A 1,063-nucleotide genomic window follows, 5' to 3' on the forward strand; every position below is an offset into this window, starting at 1 on the left:
CGCCCTGCGACTCCGTCTCCTGCGTTGTCGTCAGTCGGCATGGCTCCGCCATGACTCTCCCCCTGCCTTCGGCGGGGGGACCCCCATCCTCCGCCTTGGATCCGAAGCCCCATGACGCCGCTCACTGATCCAGCCCGACCCACCGGACAGGCCCTAGACCCCGACACTCCTCGGAGCGGCGCCTACTCGCGTACGCCGATGAGATGTGCGTACGTCACCACATTGCCCTGGTAGCCGGTCCTGTCGTCGAAGCTGCCGCCGCAGGTGATCACGCGCAGCTCGGCCCGGTCCGCGGCCCCGTAGACCTTACGGTCCGGGAAGTCCTCGTTCTCGTACACCTCGACGGCGTCGACCGTGAACACCGCGGTGCGGCCGTCCTCGCGGAGGACCTCGATGCGGTGGCCCTTCTTCAGCGTGCCCAGGCTGTAGAAAACGGCGGGGCCGCGCGCGTTGTCGACATGGCCGACGACGATGGCGGTGCCTCTGCCGCCCGGGGACGTGCCGTTCTTGTACCAGCCCGTCAGGTTGCTGTTCCCCGCGGGCGGGGCGTCGAGGCTGTTGTCCCGGGAGAGCCCGAGCCGCATCACCGGGGCGTCCACGCCGATCCTCGGGATACGGAACCGGACCGGTTCGGAGGGCGGCAGCGGATCGGCGGCGGCGTCCGTGTGCTGTCCGGCCGCGAATGCCTCGGCGACGGAGGGGACGGGCGGGGTGATGTGTTTCGCGCCGTTCTGGACCAGCCATACGCCGACGCAGACGGCGATGACTATCAGCCAGCCCTTGGTCTTCATGAGCTCCTCCGGGTGCCGGGTGCCGGGATCCGGGATCCGGGATCCGGGATCCGGGATATGGCTCTCCGCCCCCGTCAGCCGGACGAAGCATGACGGGGGCGGAGACGGCGGTACGAGCGACGGTGGAGGCTGAGCGAATGCCGCTCCCCGTCAACTGCCCTGCGCGCCGCTCGCCCGGCGACGCAGGAGCCAGGTCCCGCCGACGGCGGCTGCGGCCAGGACGGCCGCTCCCGCCGCGATCTGGGTGGTGTCGGGGCCGACGCTGCCGCCGA

General features: G+C 71.0%; 1 protein-coding gene. It reads right to left on the reverse strand.

Annotation, left to right across the window (positions count from 1 at the left end):
* Positions 1-182 precede the first annotated feature (182 nt).
* Positions 183-791 carry a class F sortase gene (locus ACWGI8_RS44550; protein WP_453669375.1) on the reverse strand — a complete coding sequence of 203 codons (609 nt, stop codon included), beginning with the start codon at positions 789-791 and terminating at the stop codon, positions 183-185.
* Positions 792-1,063 lie beyond the last annotated feature (272 nt).

The sequence above is a fragment of the Streptomyces sp. NPDC054841 genome, from assembly GCF_053611045.1.